Annotated in this window: 16 protein-coding genes, 2 tRNA genes and 1 pseudogene; 9 read left to right on the top strand and 10 right to left on the bottom strand. The window is 69.2% G+C overall.

The features are described from left to right. Nucleotides 1-26: 26 nt before the first annotated feature. From AB0H62_RS09580 to AB0H62_RS09565, 4 genes are all read right to left on the bottom strand, one after another. On the bottom strand, nt 27-2,294 hold the full coding sequence (locus AB0H62_RS09580) for a hypothetical protein (RefSeq protein WP_360585228.1): 2,268 nt from the start codon (nt 2,292-2,294) through the stop codon (nt 27-29). A gap of 242 nt (nt 2,295-2,536) precedes the next feature. Continuing rightward, nucleotides 2,537-3,004, bottom strand: coding sequence for a hypothetical protein (locus AB0H62_RS09575; RefSeq protein WP_360585226.1), 468 nt, complete (start codon nt 3,002-3,004; stop codon nt 2,537-2,539). Between the two features lie 323 nt (nt 3,005-3,327). After that, nucleotides 3,328-3,492 carry a helix-turn-helix domain-containing protein gene (locus AB0H62_RS09570; protein ID WP_360585407.1) on the bottom strand — a complete coding sequence of 55 codons (165 nt, stop codon included), beginning with the start codon at nt 3,490-3,492 and terminating at the stop codon, nt 3,328-3,330. A 13-nt stretch (nt 3,493-3,505) separates the two neighbouring features. Further along, the gene (locus AB0H62_RS09565; RefSeq protein WP_360585224.1) at nt 3,506-3,826 is read right to left on the bottom strand and encodes an excisionase family DNA-binding protein; all 321 of its coding nucleotides are present in this window, start codon (nt 3,824-3,826) and stop codon (nt 3,506-3,508) included. Between the two features lie 284 nt (nt 3,827-4,110). Here AB0H62_RS09565 and AB0H62_RS09560 point away from each other — a divergent pair, with 284 nt between their 5' ends. Next, the gene (locus AB0H62_RS09560; protein ID WP_360585222.1) at nt 4,111-4,362 is read left to right on the top strand and encodes an excisionase family DNA-binding protein; all 252 of its coding nucleotides are present in this window, start codon (nt 4,111-4,113) and stop codon (nt 4,360-4,362) included. A gap of 2 nt (nt 4,363-4,364) precedes the next feature. Continuing rightward, entirely contained in the window at nt 4,365-5,819 is a 1,455-nt protein-coding gene (locus AB0H62_RS09555) for a site-specific integrase (RefSeq protein WP_360585220.1), read from the top strand. 100 nt (nt 5,820-5,919) lie between these two features. On the opposite strand, the gene AB0H62_RS09550 is transcribed toward AB0H62_RS09555, so the two are convergent. Next, nucleotides 5,920-5,993: transfer RNA gene (locus AB0H62_RS09550), tRNA-Pro, on the bottom strand. A 121-nt stretch (nt 5,994-6,114) separates the two neighbouring features. On the opposite strand from AB0H62_RS09550, the gene AB0H62_RS09545 reads away from it, so the two are divergent. Next, nucleotides 6,115-6,188: transfer RNA gene (locus tag AB0H62_RS09545), tRNA-Gly, on the top strand. Here AB0H62_RS09545 and AB0H62_RS09540 read toward each other — a convergent pair. After that, complete coding sequence (locus tag AB0H62_RS09540; RefSeq protein ID WP_360585405.1) at nt 6,140-10,861, bottom strand: HAMP domain-containing protein; 4,722 nt, start codon at nt 10,859-10,861, stop codon at nt 6,140-6,142. The two genes, AB0H62_RS09545 and AB0H62_RS09540, sit on opposite strands and share 49 nt — an antisense overlap. A gap of 154 nt (nt 10,862-11,015) precedes the next feature. On the opposite strand from AB0H62_RS09540, the gene AB0H62_RS09535 reads away from it, so the two are divergent. The 4 genes from AB0H62_RS09535 (at nt 11,016) to AB0H62_RS09520 (ending at nt 15,518) form a co-directional block, all read left to right on the top strand. Beyond that, the gene (locus AB0H62_RS09535; protein ID WP_360585218.1) at nt 11,016-12,557 is read left to right on the top strand and encodes a PP2C family protein-serine/threonine phosphatase; all 1,542 of its coding nucleotides are present in this window, start codon (nt 11,016-11,018) and stop codon (nt 12,555-12,557) included. Nucleotides 12,558-12,617: 60 nt separating this feature from the next. Further along, the gene (locus tag AB0H62_RS09530; protein ID WP_220242959.1) at nt 12,618-13,178 is read left to right on the top strand and encodes a type 1 glutamine amidotransferase domain-containing protein; all 561 of its coding nucleotides are present in this window, start codon (nt 12,618-12,620) and stop codon (nt 13,176-13,178) included. 324 nt (nt 13,179-13,502) lie between these two features. Next, complete coding sequence (locus tag AB0H62_RS09525) at nt 13,503-14,606, top strand: hypothetical protein (protein WP_220242958.1); 1,104 nt, start codon at nt 13,503-13,505, stop codon at nt 14,604-14,606. A 96-nt stretch (nt 14,607-14,702) separates the two neighbouring features. Further along, complete coding sequence (locus AB0H62_RS09520; RefSeq protein ID WP_255638293.1) at nt 14,703-15,518, top strand: SAM-dependent methyltransferase; 816 nt, start codon at nt 14,703-14,705, stop codon at nt 15,516-15,518. 82 nt (nt 15,519-15,600) lie between these two features. Here AB0H62_RS09520 and AB0H62_RS09515 read toward each other — a convergent pair. The 3 genes and pseudogenes from AB0H62_RS09515 to AB0H62_RS09505 form a co-directional block, all read right to left on the bottom strand. Beyond that, nucleotides 15,601-15,993: pseudogene (locus AB0H62_RS09515) on the bottom strand (GNAT family N-acetyltransferase); the annotation flags it as partial. Nucleotides 15,994-16,058: 65 nt separating this feature from the next. Continuing rightward, nucleotides 16,059-16,892: an aldo/keto reductase gene (locus AB0H62_RS09510; RefSeq protein WP_360585215.1), complete on the bottom strand. Its 834-nt coding sequence runs from the start codon at nt 16,890-16,892 to the stop codon at nt 16,059-16,061. Between the two features lie 28 nt (nt 16,893-16,920). Further along, nucleotides 16,921-17,691, bottom strand: coding sequence for an SDR family oxidoreductase (locus AB0H62_RS09505; RefSeq protein ID WP_360585213.1), 771 nt, complete (start codon nt 17,689-17,691; stop codon nt 16,921-16,923). A 154-nt stretch (nt 17,692-17,845) separates the two neighbouring features. Between AB0H62_RS09505 and AB0H62_RS09500 the strand changes: the two genes are divergently transcribed. Both AB0H62_RS09500 and AB0H62_RS09495 read left to right on the top strand, forming a co-directional pair. Next, nucleotides 17,846-18,298, top strand: coding sequence for a MarR family transcriptional regulator (locus AB0H62_RS09500; protein WP_220242955.1), 453 nt, complete (start codon nt 17,846-17,848; stop codon nt 18,296-18,298). Nucleotides 18,299-18,406: 108 nt separating this feature from the next. Then, on the top strand, nt 18,407-20,608 hold the full coding sequence (locus tag AB0H62_RS09495; protein WP_360585211.1) for an MMPL family transporter: 2,202 nt from the start codon (nt 18,407-18,409) through the stop codon (nt 20,606-20,608). Here the strand turns inward: AB0H62_RS09495 and AB0H62_RS09490 are convergent. Further along, complete coding sequence (locus AB0H62_RS09490; RefSeq protein WP_360585209.1) at nt 20,605-21,072, bottom strand: hypothetical protein; 468 nt, start codon at nt 21,070-21,072, stop codon at nt 20,605-20,607. The genes AB0H62_RS09495 and AB0H62_RS09490 overlap by 4 nt on opposite strands. Nucleotides 21,073-21,155 lie beyond the last annotated feature (83 nt).

Below are 21,155 nucleotides of genomic sequence, written 5' to 3'. Positions count from 1 at the left end.
TCCGCCGCACTAGGGTCGTATCTAGGTCACGTCTTGCGGACGGCGCTGGTAAAGCCGGCGATGAAGAGGGTGGCGAAGCCCCAAGCGAGCAGTCGGAGTCCCCATCCCAGTCCCGTGAGCGTTTGGCCGACGGCGCTACTAGTGGCGTCACAACGTGCGCGCGCTCCGGTTGAGATCAAGGGTGTCCCAAGGTCGAGTCCGACTCCGATACGTTCGACGAGCGTGCAAGCGACTGGTGTTGGTTTAGTTGGCATTTGGATTTGTGCTAATCCGCCGTGTGCCCCCAGCTCCGTGGTGATCACGGCGGAGAATATGAGCGTCGCGAACAGGGCCAGGAGCATTCGCCAAGGTTGGTAGCCGTAGCCGAGCAGGAGTCCGGTGAGACGTGCCCAGGCGCGTTCTCCTCGGCCGGTGAGCGCGCCTCGCCGAATTTGGTCGCGTCGTTGCTGGATCAGCACTCGCCGTGCTTCTCGGTCATGTCCTGCAGCTCGCTGTGCAGCGGCTAACTGCTGATAGGGCTGGGCAGAGTACGCGGGGGTAGCCTCGCCCAGCAGGCTCAACCAGTCGGTCGAGGCGGTTCGCGGCACTCCGGAGTACACCAAGCCGTCAACGGCCAGGCGACGATCCGCTCTGCAGTTGTGCTCAAACGCCGTGGGATCGAAGAACAACGCGCCGGCGACTCGAAGATCGGTCAGATCCAGTACCACGCCGGCGCCGGCGCCGGTCGCCGAAAAGCCCTTGACCAGGAACACAGCACCGCCGGTCTGGACCCGGGCGATGTTCAGGGCGGGGCCTGAGTCGTTGTGCAGCGTCGCGCTGCGGCAGGACAGCTGGCCGCCGATGTGGGCACCGGTGAGGCGTACTGCCCCGTCTTCTCCGGCGCCGGTCGCGGAAAGGCCATCGGTCAGGAACATGGCGCCCTCGGTATGGAGTCCGTCGCCGCTCAGGGCGGGGCCTGAGTCGTTGTGTAGCGTCGCGGCGCAGCAGAGCAATTGGCCGCCGATGTGGGCGCCGCGGAGGCGTACTGCCCCGTCTTCTCCGGCGCCGGTTGCGCAGAACCCGGCGCCCAGGAACATGGCGCCGTCGGTCCGGAGCCCGTCGCTGTTCAGGGCGGGGCCTGAGTCGTTGTGCAGCGTCGCGCCGCGGCAGGACAGCTGGCCGCCGATGTGGGCGCTGACGAGGCGTACTGCCCCGAATTCTCCGGCGCCGGTCGCGGAAAGGCCATCGTCCAGCAGCATGGCGCCGTCGGTCCGGAGCCCGTCGGCGTCCAGGGCGGGGCCTGAGTCGTTGTGAAGCGTCGCGCTGCCGAAGGACAGCTGACTGCCGATGTGGGCACCGGTGAGGCGTACTGCCCCGTCTTCTCCGGCGCCGGTCGCTGAGAATCCGCCGTATAGAGTCACGCTGTAGCCGGTTTGCAGCCCGTCCGCGCTCAGAGCGGGGCCTGAGCTGTTGTGTAGCGTCGCGCTGCGGCAGGACAGCTGGCCCTCGATGTGGGCGCTGACGAGGCGTACTGCCCCGGCTTCTCCGGCGCCGGTCGCGCAGACATCGTCCAGGAACATGCCTCCGTCGGTCTGGAGTCCGTCGCCCTTCAGCGCGGGGCCTGAGTCGTTGTGTAGCGTCGCGCCGCGGCAGGACAGATGACCGCCGATGCGGGCACCGTCGAGGCGTACTGCCCCGACTTGTCCGGCGCCGGTCGCGCAGAACCCGTCGGTCAGAAACATAGCGCCCTCGGTCTGGAGCCCCTCCGCGTTCAGAGCAGGGCCCGCGTCGTTGTGCAGCGTTGTCCCAACGCTGCGCACGTCACCAATTTGAGCCCTCCGCAGATTGACGCAGCCTTGCATGCTGTCGGCTTCCACCGTTGCTTGATCAAGGACGAGCCTGCTGATAACCACTCGATCGGCCGAGAGCGGCGCGAGATTGGGATGTTCGAGTCGACAGCCGGACAAGTTCACATCTGCCAGGTGGCTGCCGTTGGCGGAGCACCCTTCGCTCAGCAGACAGTCGGTTAGGGTCAGAGCAACGGTGCTGGTGATGTTGTCGAGATCCATTCGGCCGGCGATGCGGGCACCGCGCAGACGCACCCCGTGCGGGTCTGCAGCCGGGGCGAGCTGGCCACGCACGATGTTGCGCACGACCCACGCGCGAATCGTCTGTTCCTCTCCCCAACTCCGCATTGCACCTTCGTCGACGTGCCCACCTCTGGCCAGGTCGAGAAGGTCGCCACGTTCAACATGCTCAACCAACGCGCGCTCGACCGCCGTCAGTTCGGCCTGCGCAGTACCCCCTGCCGTCACGCGCTGAAACGTTACCGGCACCGACCGGAGCGGAGGCTCCGAGTGCGGCATCACAACTACGAGCAGCTTGGACGCGTGTGCTGGCACGGGACCCGGCGTAGATTGATCTTGGTCCACGATGTGGTCTACGAACTGAGCCCGCTCATACGCCGGACGCCCAGTTTCGTACCCATGGTTCCTCGTGCGACCAGACGTTCCGAGTTTCCCCAGGACAGCGTTAGAACCACGGACCAGAGAGTCGTCTAAAGGGTGAACGCCTGCATGTAGTCCTGGAGCTGTCGGACCCGCTCGATGAAGTCCTCGGGGACCGCCAGCTCGCACCGATCGCAGAGCACCATGTCCCAGCTGGGCCGGGTCTCCCGAGGCGTGCCCGGCTGTCCGCATCGCTCGCAGACCGATTGACTGCGGGCGGCAAAGCGATACGTGATCCTGTGCAGTTGGCGATCTTGGATGTGCCAGGCCTGGTTGCTGGAGCCTGCGCAGTCCTGCGGTCCCCACGGGAGCGGCCAGGCGTGGAAGGCCAGCTCCGCTTCCTTCTGCTCTACGGCCCTCAACGAGTAGTGCGGAAACTCGCTGACGACCGCTTGGTGGCACTCGCGCACGAGGCCGATCCACCCCGGACCGATATCGAACATGAACGGGCCCGCGGATAGCCAGTGGGCCGCAACGGCACCGAGCAGAGACGTGTACTCAGACTCCCAGGGGGTCACTCAGGCCAGTCTTCCTCATCGCGGCCACAGCAACCGCCAAATCGTGGCAGCTGCCGCCGACCGCGAAACTCGAGTCGCGGGCCGCTCCAGACACTCTGCCTCCGGGCGACAACGAGAGCGATGTCCTCGCCGGACGCACGTGGGTTAGGGCCCAGCATGAGACTGGACTCCTGACCCGACCATAAGTTGATCAATGGGAGCCACGATGGGTGCGAAATACTATCGGCGAGATCCAAAAGAGCCACTCCAGGCAAGCAGTGGGTCAAGCTGACCAGCAGCGAACGGCGGAGATGGTGTTGACCAGCGCTTTTGCAAGGCGGTGCTCACCAGTTCACGTCTTCCTCCTGCTCGTCGATCCAGCGATCGAGGTCGGAGCGTCGGATCCGGAGCTCCCCGTTCGGAAGCTTGATGCACTTCGGCCCACGCCTCTTCATGCGCCACTCGTAGAAGGTTCTTCGGGCCACTCGTAGCTCGTCGCACACCTCCATGACCGTCAGCAATCTACTGGGGCGGTTCATGCTGCTCCCTGCGAAGCCGCGCCACGAAGTTGTTGACGGCGGCCGCCGGCACGCGACGGTTGCGACCGATGGTCACCGACTCGAGCTGGCCTGATCGCAGTAGCTCGTAGATCACGGTGCGACTGATCGCCAGCCGGTTGCCGGCCTCCTCGACCGTGAGGAGGACCCGCGGCTGTCCGGCTGGCAGCTCGCGAAGCTTCTGCGCGACTACCTCACCGAGCAACGTCGCGAATCGGCGGGCGAAAGCATCCGAAATGTCTAGGTCGCCGACGCTGATCGTCAGCTGGTCTTGATCTCGATGCACGGTTCTTCTCCGTGGAGTGGGGCTCAGCCTGTGCGACGGGCCCGCCGCGGCGGCAGGCTAGCGCTCATCCGAGCGCCGCGCAGCCGAAGTACGTCGCCCTTGTCGGGCGTGCCGCTTGGTCGCGGCGCTTCTTGCGCGACCGGGACGGGCGGCCATGGTGATTAGAGTCCTTTCTGTGCAACGTCAGCGACATGTGCGACGCGCGCAAATTATGAAAATAGAGTGAAGAAATGAACTTGCAATTTGTTGCCACCGTCCTTCGGATCTGAAGTACGATTCTTTTCATGTTGAACGCAGAACACGGGTATTTGCATATGGCGACTGAGGCGAGCTCGGGTCAAGGCCCGTCTGGCCCGCGGCGGATGCTGACGGTCGAGCAGGCCGCTGATTGGCTCGCAGTCAGCCGTACCACCATGTTCGCCCTCATTAAGGCCGAGGTTGTGCCAAGCGTCCTGGTCGGCCGCCACAGGCGAGTGCCGGCCAATGAGCTGACGGCGTATGTCGAGCGCCTTATAGCTGAAGCAGGAGGATGCTGAGGATGCCGCGCAGGAAGCGTGTTGAAGGTTCGCGAGCGCCGAACGGGGCGAGCAGTATCTACCTCGGCCAGGATGGGAAATGGCATGGCCGTGTCTCCATGGGGGTGCTCGACAATGGCGAGCCAGACCGTCGGCACGTCGAACGAAAGTCCGAGCCTGAGGTCATCGCGGCGGTACGCGAACTCGAACGCCAACGCGATAGCGGCAGGGCGGCGAAGCCCGGCTCGCAGGCGTGGACGGTCGAGCAGTGGCTGAGCCACTGGGTGGAGAACGTGGCAGCCCCTTCCGTGCGGGAAAGCACGCTGACCGGGTATCGGGTTGCGGTTTACAAGCACCTGATCCCCGGACTTGGGGCGCACCGGCTCCGCAAGCTGGAGCCTGAGCACCTGGAGAAGCTCTACGTCAAGATGGCCAAGGCCGGCGCGAAATCAGGAACGGTGCACCAAGTCCATCGCACCGCCAAGACAGCACTCACGGTCGCGGTCGACCGCGGACGCCTGGCTGTCAATCCGGCGAAACTGGCGAGGGCGCCACGACTTGACGAGGACGAGATCGTTCCGCTGGCCGCGGTTGAGGCCAAGCGGGTACTCGCGGCGGCCCGCAATCGGCGCAACGGCACACGCTTCGTGATTGCTCTCGCGCTCGGCCTGCGTCGCGGTGAGGCGCTCGGGCTGAAGTGGTCGCGGATCGATCTGGACGCCGGTTTGCTCCGCACGCCCCGACAGCTTCAACGCCACAAGTGGAAGCACGGCTGCGACGACCCGCACAATTGCGGCGGGCGACTCCACAAAATGAAGCCGTGCCCGCTCGGGTGCACCAGGCATGCGAAGTGCCCGCCGGTTTGCCCGCCGGACTGCGTACGGCACGCCAGCTCTTGTCCGGAACGTCATGGTGGCGGGTTGCGGGAGGTGGACGTGAAGTCGAAAGCTGGACGCCGCACCGTCGGCATCCCCGGACCGCTCCTCGAGCTGCTGCGCAAGCACAAGGTGACGCAGGACCAGGAACGCGAGTTTGCCGGCACCGAATGGCAGGAAGGGGGCTGGGTGTTCGCGCAGCCGACCGGCCGGCCGCTGGATCCGCGGGCGGATCACGATGAGTGGAAGACGTTGCTGGCCGAGGCTCAGGTTCGCGACGCCCGATTGCACGATGCTCGTCACACGGCAGCGACGATGCTGCTGGTCTTGCGGGTGCCGCTGCCCGCGATCATGGAGGTGATGGGCTGGGGCGACGCGGCAGTGGCGAAGCGATACGTCCACGTGCCGACGGAAGTCGTCACGGGAATCGCCGACCAGGTCGGCAACTTCCTCTGGAGCGAAGCTCCACAGCAGGCGCCACCTGCGGCGCCTGCTGACGCAGCCTCGCTGATCGACCAGCTCCAGCAACTCCTCGATGCCGCGAAATCGTCCGGCCGCGACTCCGGTGGCGACGACCCGCCCGGGCTGCGCGCGGTGGTCTGAACGCCGTATAACGGCTTGTACTGAGACGGAAACTGAGACGGCGGGGTTTCTCCTCTCGGAGAAGCCCCGCCGTTTTCGCTGGTCACACCAATTGCCTGAGTCGGGATGACAGGATTTGAACCTGCGACCCTTCGCTCCCAAAGCGAATGCGCTACCAAGCTGCGCCACATCCCGATGCCCGCCACCCGCCGAAACCCGAGCCGAGCCGGGGTCCGGAGGGGGTGTGCCGCACCAGCCTAGCCCTCACGCTAAGCTGGGCCAGCCTCCGGGTCCACTGGGTCCCAGTGGGGGCGCTGCGGGTGTAGCTCAATGGTAGAGCCCTAGTCTTCCAAACTAGCTACGCGGGTTCGATTCCCGTCACCCGCTCCATAACCGTTCACCTGCGAAGACGAGGCCGCGTCGGCCTCGAGGCGGGTGGCGATCACGTCCAGGAGCAGGTCGGTGTCCACCGGCTTGGTGATGTAGTCGTCGGCGCCCGAGGCGAGGGTGCGTTCGCGGTCCTCGGCGGTGGCCTTGGCTGTGACGGCAATCACGGGCAGGTCCTCGTGGGCCGCCTCGGCGCGGATGGCCGCGATGGTGGCGTTGCCGTCGAGCTCGGGCATCATGACGTCCATCAGGACCAGCGCGGTGTCCTCGTGGCGCTCAAGGGCGCGGATGCCCGCGACACCCGTGTCGGCGTAGATCACCTCCAGGCCGGCCTGTTCGAGCACCGCCGCGAGGGCGAAGACGTTGCGCAGGTCGTCGTCGACGATCAGGACCTTCTCGCCGTTGAAGCGCTTCGGGGCGCTGTCCGGCTCGGTCACGGTGATGGTGCTCGGCAGGACCGGTAGCTTCGGCGCGGGGCGCACCGGGACGGCGGGCGCGATGAGGTTCGCCGCGCCCACGGGCAGGTACAGCGTGAACGTGCTGCCCTGGCCCGGTTCGCTGTGCACGCGCAGCTCGCCGCCGATGAGTTCAGTGAGCTGCTGGCTGATCGAGAGCCCGAGGCCGGTGCCGCCGTACTTGCGGCTCGTGGTGCCGTCGGCCTGGCGGAACGCGTCGAAGATGATCGCCAGCTTCTCCTCGGGGATCCCGATGCCGGTGTCCTCGACACCGAACGCGATGATCCCCGCCGCCGACTGCAGCGCCTCCCGCTCCACCTCTTCGGCCGACGCCATGCGGATGTGCAGCCGCACGCCGCCCTCGTCGGTGAACTTGGCGGCGTTGGACAGCAAGTTGCGCAGCACCTGCTGCAACCGGTGTTCGTCGGTGTGCACGCTGCCGGGCACGGGTGGGTCGATGAGCACGGCGAACTCCAGGCCCTTGTCCGACGTGAGCGGACGGCACAGGGATTCGACGTAGTTGACGAGCTCCGGCAGCGTCACGTCGGACATCTGCAGGTCCATGCGCCCGGCCTCGACCTTCGCGAGGTCGAGGATGTCGTTGATCAGCTGCTGCAGGTCGCTGCCCGCCGCCCAGATCGTCTTGGCGAACTGGATCTGCTTCTCCGTGAGGTTGCCCTCCGGGTTCTCCGACAGCAGCTTCGCGAGGATCAGCGCGCTGTTGAGCGGGGTCCGCAGCTCGTGCGACATGTTCGCCATGAACTCGGTCTTGTACTGCGACGCCACGGTGAGCTGCCCGGCGCGCTCCTCCAGCTCCTGGCGCGCCTGCTCGATCTCGATGTTCTTGACCTCGATGTCGCGGTTCTGCTGGGCCAGCAGTGCCGCCTTCTCGGCCAGCTCAGTGTTCGATCGCCGCAGCTCGCCCTGCTGCGCCTGCAGCTGCTCCGAGCGCGCCCGCAGTTCCTGCGCCAGCCGCTGCGATTCCGTGAGCAGCGCTTCGGTGCGCGAGTTCGACAGGATCGTGTTCACGTTGACGCCGATGGTGTGGCGCAGCTGCTCCAGCAGATCCAGGTGCACGGCGGAGAACTCGTTGACCGACGCCAGTTCCAGCACGCCGAGCACCTCGCCCTGGAACAGCACGGGCAGCACGATCACGTTCACCGGCGGCGCCGAGCCGAGGCCCGAGGACACCAGCGCGTACTCCGGCGGCGCCTCGCGCACGAGGATCGTCTGCCGGTCGACGGCGGCCTGCCCGATCAGCGACTCGCCGAGCGTGAACCGAAGGCCGGCGCGCGACTGCGCGAGCCCGTACGCGGCGATGCAGTCGAGCACCTTGCGGCCCGGGTCGCTGCCGTCGTCGTGAGCCAGGAAGAACGCGCCCTGCTGCGCGCTCACCAGCGGCGCCAGCTCGGACAGGATCAGTGTGGCCACGGACGCGAGGTCGCGGTGGCCCTGCATCCGCCCGCCGAGGCGCGCGAGGTTGGTCTTCAGCCAGTCCTGCTCGCGGTTCGCCGACGTCGTCGACTTCAGGTTCGCGATCATCTGGTTGATGTTGTCCTTGAGGTCCGCCAGCTCGCCGGACGCGTCCACTGTGATGTGGCGGGTCAGGTCGCCCGCGGTCACGGCCGTGGCGACCTGGCCGATGGCGCGCACCTGGGTGGTGAGGTTGCCGGCCAGCTGGTTCACGCTCTCCGTGAGCCGCTTCCAGGTGCCGGACACGCCCTCGACCTCGGCCTGGCCGCCGAGCTTGCCCTCGGTGCCCACCTCACGCGCCACGCGCGTGACCTCCGAGGCGAACGCCGAGAGCTGGTCGACCATCGTGTTCATCGTGGTCTTGAGCTCGAGGATCTCGCCGCGCGCGTCGACGTCGATCTTGCGCGAGAGGTCCCCTCGCGCGACCGCCGTGGTCACCTGCGAGATGTTGCGCACCTGGCTGGTCAGGTTGTGCGCCATGAAGTTGACGTTCTCGGTCAGGTCCTTCCACGTGCCGGCCACACCCGGCACGCGCGCCTGACCGCCGAGGATGCCTTCTGTGCCGACCTCGCGCGCCACGCGCGTGACCTCGTCGGCGAACGCGCGCAGCGTTTCGACCATGCTGTTCAGCGTGGCCGCGAGCGCCGCGACCTCGCCGGCGGCGTCGATGGAGATCTTCTTCGACAGGTCGCCGTTGGCCACCGCGCTCGCCATGGTGGCGATGCTGCGGACCTGCTCGGTGAGGTTGTCGGCCATGCCGTTGACGTTGTCGGTGAGGTCCTTCCACGTGCCGGCGACGCCGGGCACGCGGGCCTGGCCACCGAGCTTGCCCTCGGTGCCGACCTCGCGGGACACGCGCGTGACCTCGTCGGCGAACGCCGAAAGCTGGTCGACCATCGTGTTCAGCGTGTTCTTGAGCTCCAGGATCTCGCCGCGCGCGTCGACGCTGATCTTCTGCGTCAGGTCGCCCTTCGCCACCGCCGAGGTGACCTGGGAGATGTTCCGCACCTGGTCGGTGAGGTTGTTGGCCATGAAGTTGACGTTGTCCGTCAGGTCCTTCCACGTGCCGGCCACACCCGGCACGGCCGCCTGACCACCCAGCTTCCCCTCGGTGCCGACTTCGCGGGCCACGCGCGTGACCTCGTCGGCGAAGGCGGAGAGCTGGTCGACCATCGTGTTCAGCGTGGTCTTGAGTTCGAGGATCTCGCCCCGGGCGTCCACCGCGATCTTCTTGGTCAGGTCGCCGCGCGCGACGGCCGTGGCGACCTGGGCGATGTTGCGGACCTGCGCGGTGAGGTTGTTGGCCATGAAGTTCACGGACCCGGTCAGGTCGCGCCAGATGCCGGCGACGCCGGGCACCTGCGCCTGGCCGCCCAGCATGCCCTCGGTGCCGACTTCGCGCGCGACACGGGTGACCTCGTCGGCGAAGGCGGAGAGCTGGTCGACCATCGTGTTCATCGTCGTCTTGAGCTCGAGGATCTCGCCGCGCGCGTCGACGGTGATCTTCTGCGTCAGGTCGCCCTTCGCCACGGCAGTGGTCACATGGGAGATGTTGCGGACCTGGTCGGTGAGGTTGTCGGCCATCTGGTTCACCGAGTCGGTGAGCCCGCGCCACGTGCCGGCCGCGCCGGGGACCTCTGCCTGACCGCCGAGCCGGCCGTCGCTGCCGACCTCGCGGGCCACGCGGGTGACCTCGTCGGCGAAGGCGGAGAGCTGGTCGACCATGGTGTTCAGCGTGGTCTTGAGCTGCAGGATCTCGCCGCGGGCGTCCACGTCGATCTTCTTCGTCAGGTCGCCCGCGGCCACCGCCGTGGCGACCTGGGAGATGTTGCGGACCTGGTCGGTGAGGTTGTCGGCCATCAGGTTCACCGAGTCGGTGAGGTCGCGCCAGGTGCCGGCCACGCCGGGCACGCGCGCCTGACCGCCGAGGCGGCCTTCGCTGCCGACCTCGCGCGAGACGCGGGTGACCTCGTCGGCGAACGACGAGAGCTGGTCGACCATGGTGTTGATGGTGTTCTTGAGCTCGAGGATCTCGCCCCGGGCGTCCACGTTGATCTTCTGCGTCAGGTCGCCGCGCGCCACGGCCGTGGTGACCTGGGCGATGTTGCGGACCTGCTCGGTGAGGTTGTCGGCGAGGAAGTTCACGGAGTCGGTCAGGTCGCGCCAGGTGCCCGCGACGCCGGGGACCTCGGCCTGACCACCGAGGCGGCCCTCGCCGGCGATCTCGCGCGACAGGCGGATCACTTCGGCGGCGAAGCGCGAAAGCTGCGCGAGCAGGCCGTTCACGGTCTTCGCGAGGTCGGCGTACTGGCCCTGCAGCGGCTTGCCGTCCAGCTGCAGCGCCATCGGCTGCGAGAGGTCGCCCTCGGCCACCGCGCCCAGCACCCGATCGAGCTCCACCACGGGCTTGCTGACGTCCTCGATCAGCCCGTTGATCGTCTCGACGGCGGTGGTCCAACCACCGGGGCCGATCTCGGCGCGCACGCGCTCGGTGAGCCGGCCCTCCTGCCCGACGGCGCCGCGCACGCGCATGAGTTCGGTCACGAGCCGCTGGTTGCGCTCGGCGATGTCGTTGAACGCGCCCGCGAGCTGAGCGGCGATCCCGTCGCCGCTCGCCACGAGCCGACGGCGGAAGTTGCCTTCGCCGAGGTCACGGACGGCGGCCAGGAGCCGCTCCAGCGCGGCCGCCTCACCGGCGGCAATGCCGCTTCCCCCGGTGATCTCGTCCCGCTCGGAACCGGTTGTCATGTCTGCCGACCCTCTCCACCACGCGTGTGCCAGCCATGGTCGTCGACCCAGCGTGCCATGGTTCGCCCTACACTTCGAGCCAGTCCGCCCGCTCACGCTGTGCCAACCTTGTACTGACGACAAGTCGGTCGACCCGGAGGCAGGAGGTTCGTGCATGGTGTCACGGCCCGCTCCGGCGTCGGCCCTGCCACCCGGCGCCGAGCTGCCCGAGCACGGGGGTTTCTGGCGTTCGGTGCTCGAAGACGTGCGGGACCCGGTGTTCGTCCAGGACCCGGCCGGAGCCGTGCGCTGGGCCAACGCGGCCGCGCGCACGCTCGCCGCCGAAGGTCCGCCCGTGCTCGTCACCGTGACGGAGAGCACCGGCCGCATCGACCTCGGCGACGTCCGCCGCGCCGCGCACCTGCGCCCGCTGCCCGAGGGCTGGCGCGTGTGGACCGTGGTCGACGACAGCCCCCGTCGTCCTGAGGAGTTCCTCGCGGAAGCCGGTCCGAAACTCGCCGCGGCCCGCGGCCGCCACGGCACGGCGCGCGTGATCGCCGAGCTGGCCGCCTCCGCGCTGGGCGACTGCGTGTTCGTGCTGCTGCCCACCACCCGCGGCCGCTGGGAGTGGTGGAGCTGCGAGGACCACGGCGCGCCCGGCCACGGCCGCATCCGGCGGGTGCCGGCTCAGCACGCGCCGGCGGTGGCCGAGACTTTCGCGGCCATCGGGCCGCCCGAGGTGCGCGTGGTACCCGCCGCGGAGGTGGCCACGATGCCGTCGGCGGTGGCCGAGCGGTTCTCCGGCCACGCCGAGGTATCGGCGGTGTCGCTGGGCGTCGACGAGGGCGGCGTCACCGGCGCGGTGCTGATCGGGCGGCGCACGGAACCGGCGTTCGGCGCCGGGCAGCCGCGCGCGATCGAGGCGTTCGCCACGGCCGCGGGCACGGCGCTGGCCAACGCGCAGCGCTACGCGCGTCAGGAAGAAGCGACGCGCGGCCTGGAGACCACGCTGAAGCCGACGCCGCCGGCGGAGGTCGACGGCGCCGACTTCGCGCTCTGGTACGAGCCGGCCGGTGGCGTTCTCGGCGTGGGCGGCGACTTCTACGACGTGACCGCGAGGGAAGACGGCAGCGCGTTCGTGGTCGTCGGCGACATCTGCGGCAAGGGTGCCGAGGCGGCCGCGCTCACGGGCCGCGTGCGGCATTCGCTGGCCGCGCTGCAGCTCGTGGAACGCGATGGGCGCACGATGCTGCGCCTGCTCAACGAACTGCTCATCGCCGGCGGCTCCAACCGTTTCGCGACGCTCGTGCTCGGCTCGGTGGCGCCGACGGACTCGGGTCTCGACGTCACGCTCGCCTCGGGCGGGCATCCGGCGCCGCTCGTGCTGCGCCGCGACGGCGGGGTCGAGGAGGTGAGCGTGCCGGGCACGCTTGTCGGGATCTCGCCGCAGGCCCGCTTCGCCGAGGCGACGGTGCACCTCGACGAGGGCGACGTCTGCCTGCTCTACACCGACGGCGTCACGGAAGCCCGCAACCGCACGGAATCGGCCGAGCTGTTCGGCGACGAGCGGTTCCACTCCGTGCTCGCCGACTGCGTCGGGCTGCCGGCGCACCAGGTCGTGGCGCGGCTGCGCGAGGCCGTGCGCGCGTGGCTGGGCAACTCCGGCCACGACGACATCGCCGTGCTCGCGATCGAAGCCGTGGCGCGCGCGGATTGAGCGGTCCGCCACGTGGGTAGCCGGGGGTCAGTCACTTGGACCCCGGACGGAGGAAACCCGATGGCGAAAGTACTTCAGGGCCGCAAGGTGGCCATCCTGGCGGCCGACGGCGTCGAGCAGGTGGAGCTGGAGCAGCCGCGCAAGGCGGTCACCGCCGAAGGCGCGACGGTGGACCTGGTCTCGCTCGCCGACGGCGAGATCCAGGCCATGAACGGCGACATCGACAAGGGCGCCACGTTCCCGGTCGACCGGCTCGTCGCCGACGTCTCCGCCGACGACTACGACGCCCTGCTGCTGCCCGGCGGCACGATGAACCCCGACAACCTGCGCCGCGACCCGGCGGCCGTGCGGTTCGCGGGCGATTTCGTGCGCGCGGGCAAACCCGTCGGCGTGATCTGCCACGGGCCGTGGACGCTCGTGGAGGCCGACGTGGTCCGCGGGCGCACGCTGACCTCGTTTCCCAGCGTGCGCACGGACATCCGCAACGCGGGCGGCACCGTGGTCGACGAAGAAGTCGTGGTGGACAACGGTCTCGTGTCCAGTCGGAACCCCGACGACCTGCCGGCGTTCTGCGCGAAGGTGATCGAGGAGTTCGCCGAGGGGCGCCACCCGGTCGGCTGAGGCTTGCCGCCGAGCCGCGCAAAGCACTGGCGCACTTCCGGTCCACGGGGGACCCTGGTGGGGTCCACGCCGTGCAGTCCGGGAGGAGGTGACGCGATGACAGTGCATTCGAGGCGGTATGGCAGGTGGTGCCGGGACCACTTCGACGCGGCCGCCCCCGCCGGGGACAAGGCTGTGGAGGAGGCTCAGGTTCAGGCGCAGGTTCCCCAGCCTGAACCTCCGGGGCCGCCGGCGCCTCCGTCGCCGCGGAAGCCGAAGGGCTGAATTCCGGGCCGTCCGGGGGAAGGCGGGCAACCTCGGTTAGGGCCGCACGTCCTGCCGATCATGAAACCCACCCGGTGCGCCGCCGTCGTCGCGGCCGCACTCGCCGTGCTGGCCCTCGTCCCCGCCTCCGCCACTGCTGCTCCTGATGTTTCTGCTGTTCCTGCCGGCTTCGCACCCGCGTCGACGAGCTGGACCGGGCCGGAGCACGGCTTCGTGCTCGGCTACACCGACTGCGGCGAACCGGGCTGGTGCCCGGTCCTGCTCGAGACGACCGACGGCGGCGCGCACTGGCGAAGGCTGGGCGCGCCGCCGATGTCGTTGCCGGACAACCACAACCACGTCCGGCTGGTCGCCGCCAGCGCTCAGCACCTGTACGTCACCGACGGCTCCCGCATCCTCGCCACGCGCGACGGCGGCCGGCACTGGTTCACGGTGCTCGTGGCCGGCGGCGGGCAGCGTTACGTGTCCGTGCTGGCCGAGACGGGCGGCCGGATTTTTGCCGTGGTCACGAGCAACTCCTACGGCAACACCACGTCCGTGTACTCCGGCCTGGCGGGCGCGCCCGTGCTGGCGCCGCTGCCGGGGTTCGAGGTCACGGGCGGCATCACCTACGGCGACCTGGCCACCGGGGGAGGGCTGCAGATCGCGCTGGGCGCCGACTACCGCACCGAGGAGTACTGGACTTCGCGCGACGGAGTGGTGTTCACGCCCGCGTCGCCGCCGTGCCCGTCCGGGACCGCGGCCTCGCTGGGCGGGGTGCGGGCCGGGCAGGTGATCGCGTTGTGCAGCAGCAGCCCGGGTTCGCCGCAGCCGGGTTCGTCGGAGCGGCGGATGTGGCGCGCGCCGAAGCTGGGCGGCACGTTCAGCGGCACGGCCGACGCGCCGGCCGTCGGCATCACGCAGGGCTTCAGCGCCGCGACCGCCGACACCGCGACCGTCGCGGCCGAGGGCGGCGGCGACGGCTTCCTCCACCACACCACCGACGGCGGCCGCACGTGGACCACCACCGTGCTGTCCGATCGTGGCGTCGGACTCTCGGATCTGGCCTTCGTGGGTGACGGCGTCGGAGTGGTCGTCGACGGGCTGCCGGACGCCGAAAGCGGCTCCGCTGTGTATCGGACGACCGACACCGGGAGGACGTGGGTAGAACTCTCGTTCTCCTGAGGATTACTGCAGGTGGAGCAGGCTGTGGGGAGTGGGTTCACTTGGTGGACGCGGTGTCGTAGTCTGTGCACTGTCCGTGGCGCGAAGGGGGCAATGGTGGTTTCGGGGACCTCGACGCGCTTCGACCCCGACCGCCCCAGCCTGGCCCGCCTGTCCGACGCCCTCCTCGGCGGCTGTGACCACTACGAAGCCGACCGCGTGATGCTCCAGCGCCTGCTCGCCGTCGCCCCCGGCGCCCAGGACATGGCGCACGAGCACCGCGCGTGGCTCATGCGCGTGGTCCGCCACCTCGCCGCCGACCGCGGCATCGACCAGTTCCTCGACCTCGGCTCCGGCATGCCCACCGCGGAGAACACCCACGAGGTCGCCCAACGCCACAACCCCGACGCGCGAGTCGTGTACGTCGACAACGACCCGGTCGTCCAGGTCCACGGCCGCGCCGTCCTGGAGACCAACGACCGCACCCACGTCTCCGGCGCCGACCTCACCGACCCGGGCGCCACCCTGGGCGACCCCATCGTCTACCGCCACCTCGACTTCGACCGCCCGATGGCCCTGCTGCTCTGCTCGATCGTCCACCACATCGACAGCCTCGACCGCGCGCAGTTCATCGTGCGCAGCTACGTCGACCAGCTGGCCCCCGGCTCGTACCTCCTGCTCACCCACCACCACGAACCCCCGGCCGACCCCCCTCGGCAGGCCTTGGCGCACCTCATCGACTCGACCTTCCAGGGCACCGGGCTGGGCACGGTGCACCGGTCGCGGGAGGAGATCGAGTCGTTTTTCACCGGGTTGGAGCTGCTGGAGCCGGGCCTGGGCATGATGCACGAGTGGTGGCCCGATGGGCCGCGGATGACTCCGTTGGGGGATTTGAACTATCTGACGTTGGGTGGAGTGGCCCGGAAGCCGTGAGGCGGTGGTAGCGGACCACCGGCCAGACCTGGCCGCCGACCTCTTTCGTGGGCGGGCCTTCGAACCGGCCGAAGCCGGCGTGCTCGGCCGCTCGCTGCGAAGCGACGTTGTCCGCGTGCGTCCAGAGACGGATCTCGGTGCCGGGCCACGCGGCGCTCACCCGCCGGCACAGCTCGGCGAGCGCGCGGCGCGCGACTCCGCGGCCTCGTGCGGAGGCCGTCACCCAGTAGCTGACCTCCGCGACGGCACCTTCGCGCTCCGCGGCGAGGTTGGCCAGCCGCTCCCCGGACTCGGCGGCGATGGCGACGAAGCCGAGGGCGTTCTCGTTGCGGCGCAATGCTTCCAGGGCGTGCCGGAACTCCGCGACCGTCAGCGTCGCCCGCTCCGTGGTGAAGCGCAACGTGTCCGGGTCCTGCACCTGCGCGACGTACCACGCCGCGTCCTCGGGCAGCCAGTCCCGCAGCTCGATCTCCATACCGCACCGTAGAACAGAAAACGGGCGGCTCCCCACCAAGGGAGCCGCCCGTTGTCAAGCCGACCTCACGCCACGTCGAACGTGTCCGGGTCCGGGCCGGTGCGCAGGCCGCGGTCGAGCGACGACAGGCTCGCCACCTCGGCGTCGGTGAGGGTGAAGCCGAAGACGTCGAAGTTCTCGGCCACGCGCGAGGGTGTGACGGACTTCGGGATGACCACGTTGCCCAGCTGCAGGTGCCAGCGCAGGACGACCTGGGCGGGCGTGCGGCCGTGCGCGGTGGCCACCTCGACGACGGCCTGCTCGCCCAGGAGGTCGCCGCCCTTGGCCAGGGGGCTCCAGGCCTCCGTGGCGATGCCGTGGTCGGCGTGGAAGGCGCGCAGTTCCTGCTGGACGAGGTACGGCGACAGCTCGATCTGGTTCACGGCCGGCACCACGCTGCCCTCGTCGAGCACGCGGCGCAGGTGCGCCGGCTGGAAGTTGGACACGCCGATGGCTCGGACGCGACCGTCGGCGTAGAGCTTCTCCAGCGCCTTCCACGTGTCGACGTACTTGTCGCGCGCGGGCAGCGGCCAGTGGATGAGGTAGAGGTCGAGCTGATCGAGGCCCAGCGCGGAGATGCTGGAGTCGAACGCGCGCAGCGTCTGGTCGTAGCCCTGGTCGCTGTTCCACAGCTTGGTGGTGATGAACAGCTCGTCGGCCGCGATGCCCGACTCGGCGAGGGCCTCGCCGACGGCGGCTTCGTTGCCGTAGGCCGTGGCGGTGTCGATGCTGCGGTAGCCGGCGTCGAGCGCGGTTTTGACCGCGGCCTTCGTCTCGGCGGCCGGCACCTGGAAGACGCCGAAGCCGAGCTGCGGCATCTCGACGCCGTTGTTCAACTTGGTGACAGGAACGCTGGTCAACTCAGAAACCCTTCTGTAGCAAGAAAACTCACGGAATGATCGCCGACGCGACCCCGCCGTCGACGCGCAGCGCGCCCCCGGTGGTCGCGGCGGCCTGGTCGGAGGCGACGTAGGTGATGAGGTTCGCCACCTCCTCCGGGCGGATCAGGCGGCCCAGCAGGGAGGTCGGACGGTCCTGGGCCATGAACCGCCGCTCGGCCTCGGCGAAGTCGAGGTCCGGGTACAGGCTGCGCACGAACTCGCGCACGCCCTCGGTGAGCGTGGGTCCGGGCAGCACGCTGTTGACGGTGACGCCCGTGCCGGCCACCTCCTGCGCCATCCCGCGGGACAACGCCAGCTGGGCCGTCTTCGTCATACCGTAGTGGACCATCTCGGTCGGCGGCTGAACCGCCGATTCACTGCTGACGAAGATCACCCGGCCCCACCCGCGATTCACCATCCTGGGTGCGTAGTGCCGCGTCAGCCGGACGCCCGAGAGCACGTTCACCTGGTAGATCCGGAGCCACTCCTCGTCGCTGATCTCGAACACCGGGATCGGCGCGAAGACGCCCGCGTTGTTCACCAGCACGTCCACGTCCGGCAGCTGCTCAACAAGCGATGCCACGCCCTCCGCTGTGCCGACGTCGGCGGCGATCCCGCGCACGCCCAGGTGCTTCGCGACTGCGGCCACGCGATCGGCGTTGCGGCCGTTCACCACCACGTCGGCCCCCGCGGCGGCCAGTGCCGCGGCCGCGGCCTCGCCGATACCGGCGGTGGACCCCGTGACCAGGGCGGTGCGCCCGCTCAGGTCGATGTTCATCGGGTGGATACCCCTTCCTGCGTTCGCGAGTACAGTGGCAGCAGACGATTACGAGCGTCAGCAATACTTGCGCACGCGGTTATTTGCACACGCTCGATAGTGCCTGAAGGGCGAACCACCCGCAACCGCGGGGGTCGGCGAGAAGGGGTGAACCGTGTCACTGGCTGACGACGCCGTGGAGGCCCGGGCGCAGGGCTGGCGCACTCTGGCCGCGTTGCACGCGCGCATCGAAGACCGGCTGCAGCGCGCGCTCGAGCGCGACCACGAGCTGTCGGTGAGCGAGTACACCGTGCTCGACGTGCTCGCCCGCCAGGACGGCTTCCACCTGCGGATGAACCAGCTGGCCAACGCCGTGGTGCTGAGCCAGTCGGCCACCACCCGCCTGGTGACGCGGCTCGAGGACCGCGGCCTGCTGTCGCGCTACCTCTGCCCGACGGACCGGCGCGGCATCTACACCGAGGTGACCGTCGCGGGCCGGGAGTTGCTCGACGCGGCCCGTCCGACGCACGACGCCACGCTGTCGGCCGCGCTCGCCGAGGCCGAGGAGCTGCCGGAGCTGGCGCCCCTCGTCGTCGCGCTCGGTTCGCTCGCCTTCGCGAAGCAGTAACGCACCGTCACCATCCGGCTGGGGCCGTCCGAGGACCTTCGACCCTAGGCCTACACCATTCGCCGCGTGAGGCTGAACCGGGAAAACTCCCGGAAGCCGGGTGGCGAAATGACGGAAAACGCTCGTATCACGGAAGAAGCCCCCGCCGGAATCCTCGAACGCCTCGGTCGGTGGTGCGCCGCGCGTCCGTGGCCGGTGATCGTGATCTGGATCCTGGTGCTGGCCGGCGCGACGGTGGCCAACAACCTCGTGGGCGGTACGTACAGTGACGACTTCAGCCTGCCCGACGCCGAATCCGGCCGCGGCAGCACTGTGCTCGCCGAGCACGGCGTCGTCGGTGGTTCGAACAGCGCGCGCCTGGTCTTCACCACTGACTCCGGCACGCTGAGCAGCCAGAGCGCGGCCATCGAGCAGGCCGCGACGGCGGTCCGCGCCGTGCCCCACGTCGTGTCGCTGTCCGACCCGCTCGCGCCCGGCACCACCGCGCCCGACGGCCGCGTCGCCTTCGCCAACATCCAGTTCGACGACAAGCCCGCCGCGCTCGGCACCGACCTCGTCGACGGCATCGACAAGGCCACCGATCCCCTCCGCGCGACCGGTGTCCAGGTCGACTACAGCGGCGCACTCGGCAAGGCGGCCGAACCCGGCGCCGGCGACCTGCGCTCGGAGTCCGTGGGCATCATCGTCGCGATTCTGGTACTGCTACTGGCTTTCGGCAGTGTGATCGCCGCCGGCCTGCCGATCGTCACGTCGGTGATCGGCGTCGCGACCGGCCTCGGCATCCTCGGCCTGCTGGCGGCCGCGATCAGCTTCGCCACGGCCTCGCCGACGCTGGCGATCATGATCGGCCTCGGCGTCGGCATCGACTACGCCCTCTTCCTCACCACGCGCTTCCGCCAGCACCTGCTCGACGGCGCCGATCCGGTCACGGCCGCCGGCCGCACCGTCGCCACCAGCGGCCGTTCGGTGCTCATCGCGGCGACGACGGTGGTCATCGCGCTGATGGGCCTGTTCACCGTCGGCGTCGCGTTCATCGGGAAGCTCGGCCTGGCCGCCGCGATCACGGTGGTCGTGGCCGGGATCGCGGCGACCACGCTCGTGCCCGCGCTGCTCGGCCTGTCCGGGCGGCGGATCGACCGCTGGCACGTGCGCAAGCCCGTGGCCGAGCAGTCGGCCGACGGCAAGGAAAGCGCCTGGCACCGCTACGCCGTGCGCATCGACCGCCACCCCTGGCGCTACCTCGGCGGCGGCGTGCTCGTGGCCGCGGTGCTCGCCATCCCCGCGTTCTCCATGGAGCTGGGCCACATCGACGAAGGCGCCGACCCGGCCGGCACCACCACGCGCCAGGCCTACGACGCCATCAGCAGCGGCTTCGGCCCGGGCGCCAACGGTCAGTTCACCGTCGTCGTGGAATCGTCCGACGTGGCTTTGGGCTCGGCTGTCCAGCAGGCCCTGGCGAAAACCCCCGGCGTCGCCTCGGCCACCCCGATGTCGCCCAGCCCGGACGGCGCGCTGATGCTGTCCACCGTCACCCCCACCACGGGCCCGCAGGACGCTGCCACCGACGAGCTCCTCGGCACGCTACGCACGCAGACCCTGCCCCCGGTCCTCGCCGGCGCGACCAGCTACGTCACCGGCATGACGGCCGGCCAGCTCGACTTCCGCGACATCGTCGCCGCCCGCCTGCCCACGATCATCGGCGTGGTGGTGGCGGCTGCGTTCGTGTTGCTGCTGCTGTCTTTCCGCAGCCCGGTGTTGGCGTTGAAGGCCGCGTTGCTGAACTTGCTGTCGATCGCCGCTTCGTACGGCGTGATCGTCGCGGTGTTCCAGTGGGGCTGGGGCGGGGCGCTGCTGGGGGTGCACGAGAAGGTGCCGATCGAGTCGTACGTGCCGATGATCATGTTCGCCATCGTGTTCGGCCTGTCTATGGATTACGAAGTGTTCCTGCTCTCGCGGGTGCACGAGGCTTGGCTGCGTACGAAGGACAACCACGTGAGTGTGGCTGATGGTCTCGCGGTGACCGCTCGGGTGATCTCGTCGGCCGCGGTGATCATGGTGTGTGTGTTCTTCGCGTTCCTGGCTTCGCCGAATGTGGTGATCAAGATCTTGGCCCTGGGCCTCGGGGTCAGCGTGCTGATCGACGCGACGATCATCCGGCTGATCATCGTGCCGGCGGCGATGTTCTTGCTGGGAAAGCACAGTTGGTGGCTGCCGCCTTGGCTGGATCGGCTGTTGCCGCATATCGAACCCGAACCTGAGGGGGTGCCGAAGCCGGTGACTCCTGCACCGGAGTCGGCACCGTCCACTTAGGCCGGTTTGTCGAGGCTGCTGAACCAGTAGACGGCGTTCTGGCTCCGGACCTGCCCGTCCGGGGTCCGAACGGCGGAGAAATCGGCGGTGTAGGAGGTGCCGTCCGCGCGGGTGCCTCGGATGTGCAGCACCTCGGCTCCCTGCACGGTGTCCCTGTCCGGTTGACTGATCGCACCTTCCACCGCAGGCGGTGCGGAGGAGGGTGCCGCGTGCGAGACATCCGCCCGATCGAGCACCTTCTGACAGGCGCCTGCATCCTGCGCGACGGTCTGGCACAAGCCCGCGTAGTCGTGCGCCCGGGCGAAGCCGGTTGCCTGGTTGAGCAGGGCTTCCGCCTCCGCCCGGGTCGGCATGGGCAAGACCGGTGTGTCGGTGACCTGCCGGCCGAGCCACACGGTGGGGGTGCCGGCGATGACCAGGAGGCCGGCGCACAGCGCCAGCACTGCGCCGCCGAGCCACAGCACGGTTCGGCGTCGACGACTCACCATGGCCGGCCCCCTGGCTCGCTCACCCCTTACCCGCCCGGCGGATGCGCGGGACGCTGAAT

It is taken from the genome of Amycolatopsis sp. NPDC050768 (genome assembly GCF_040654155.1).
Classification (GTDB): domain Bacteria; phylum Actinomycetota; class Actinomycetes; order Mycobacteriales; family Pseudonocardiaceae; genus Amycolatopsis.
Note: the sequence above shows the minus strand (reverse complement) of the source record. Positions and strands in the feature narration are given on the sequence as shown.

Bases quoted from the DNA above. Each gene is read 5' to 3' on its own strand.
- AB0H62_RS09570 (WP_360585407.1), bottom strand. From the start codon at position 3,492: ATGGAGGTGTGCGACGAGCTACGAGTGGCCCGAAGAACCTTCTACGAG.
- AB0H62_RS09560 (WP_360585222.1), top strand. From the start codon at position 4,111: ATGTTGAACGCAGAACACGGGTATTTGCATATGGCGACTGAGGCGAGC.
- AB0H62_RS09555 (WP_360585220.1), top strand. From the start codon at position 4,365: ATGCCGCGCAGGAAGCGTGTTGAAGGTTCGCGAGCGCCGAACGGGGCG.
- AB0H62_RS09540 (WP_360585405.1), bottom strand. From the start codon at position 10,861: ATGACAACCGGTTCCGAGCGGGACGAGATCACCGGGGGAAGCGGCATT.
- AB0H62_RS09535 (WP_360585218.1), top strand. From the start codon at position 11,016: ATGGTGTCACGGCCCGCTCCGGCGTCGGCCCTGCCACCCGGCGCCGAG.
- AB0H62_RS09530 (WP_220242959.1), top strand. From the start codon at position 12,618: ATGGCGAAAGTACTTCAGGGCCGCAAGGTGGCCATCCTGGCGGCCGAC.
- AB0H62_RS09525 (WP_220242958.1), top strand. From the start codon at position 13,503: ATGAAACCCACCCGGTGCGCCGCCGTCGTCGCGGCCGCACTCGCCGTG.
- AB0H62_RS09505 (WP_360585213.1), bottom strand. From the start codon at position 17,691: ATGAACATCGACCTGAGCGGGCGCACCGCCCTGGTCACGGGGTCCACC.
- AB0H62_RS09495 (WP_360585211.1), top strand. From the start codon at position 18,407: ATGACGGAAAACGCTCGTATCACGGAAGAAGCCCCCGCCGGAATCCTC.